The 1280-nt window shown below is 67.6% G+C and carries 1 protein-coding gene; it reads left to right on the top strand.

Annotation, left to right across the window (positions count from 1 at the left end):
* The first annotated feature begins 223 nt into the window (after positions 1 to 223).
* Positions 224 to 1243, top strand: a complete 1020-nt coding sequence (locus G6027_RS15270) for a sodium-dependent bicarbonate transport family permease (RefSeq protein WP_182637912.1) — start codon at positions 224 to 226, stop codon at positions 1241 to 1243.
* Positions 1244 to 1280 lie beyond the last annotated feature (37 nt).

The following is a 1280-nucleotide window of genomic DNA, read 5'->3' as shown; positions in this document are numbered from 1 at the left end:
GCCCGCGGCGGCACCCGCGCGGAGCCCACCCGCCCAGCGGCCCTCCGTTCGGGCGGCGCCATCGCGGGAGAGACGAGAAGCACAATTAGTCTCTTACAAGACACGTAATAAAAGTCGTGTATTGTGAGTCGCGTTATGACGGCGCCGTGGGTCGCGATCGACCACGGCGGTCCGGGTGCCCCGGTCGGTGGCACGCGGACTCGGACACTCTCACGGAGACTCAATGGACCTCAGCATTCTCGGCAGTCTCACGGACCCGCCGATCCTGTTCTTCTTCCTGGGGCTGTTCGTGGCAGCGGTGCGCTCCAACCTGGAGATCCCGGCCCCTGTGACGAAGTTCCTGTCGCTGTACCTGCTCATGGCGATCGGGTTCAAGGGCGGTCAGGCGCTGCGTGAGACCGGTCTGGACGGACGTGCCGCGGCGGTGGTCGGCATCGCCCTCCTCCTGGCGCTGGTGATTCCTGCGCTGGGCTTCCTGGTCCTGCGGCGCAGGGTCGACGAGTTCGACGCGGCCGCCATCGCGGCGACCTACGGGTCGGTCAGCGCGGTGACCTTCATCGCCGCGACGCAGTTCGTGACCGCCCGTGGGGAGGAGCCCGGCGGGTACATGACGGTCGCCCTGGTGCTGATGGAATCGCCCGCGATCATCATGGCGGTGCTTCTGGCCACCTGGGCACGGTCCCGTCAGCGTTCCGCCCAGTTGGCGGGTGACGCGGGGGCTGGTGCCTCCGGTCCGGTGTCGGGCGCACCCCTGTCAATGCGGGCGATCCTGCACGAGGCGTTCACCGATGGCGCGCACCTGCTGCTGATCGGGTCGCTTGTGATCGGCACCGTGGTGGGGGCCGACGCCGGCGAGTCCATGTCTCCGTTCGTCGACGACATGTTCAAGGGGCTGCTGGCCTTCTTCCTGCTCGAGATGGGCCTGCTCGTCGCCCGGCAACTCCGCGAGGTCCGCGACGTGGGCCCGTTCCTGATCGGGTTCGGCATCGTGATGCCTCTGGTCGGAGCATCGATGGCGCTGGCCCTGGGCAGTCTGGCCGGGTTGCCGGTCGGTGACCTGACCATGCTCGCCGTGCTCGCGGCGAGCGGGTCCTACATCGTGGTGCCGGCCGTTGTGCGCTACGCGATCCCCGAGGCGCGGCCGTCCCGGTACTTCACAATGGCCCTTGCCGTGACATTCCCGTTCAACATCGTCCTCGGCATTCCGCTCTACTACACCGTCGCCCAGTACCTGGGCGCCTGAGGCGAGGAGATCCCATGAAGGACGTCAAACGGATCGA

It is taken from the genome of Dietzia sp. SLG310A2-38A2 (assembly GCF_014145095.1).
In the GTDB taxonomy this organism is placed as follows: domain Bacteria; phylum Actinomycetota; class Actinomycetes; order Mycobacteriales; family Mycobacteriaceae; genus Dietzia.
The sequence above is the reverse complement of the archived record's forward strand: the minus strand, read 5'-3'. Positions and strand labels throughout refer to the sequence as shown.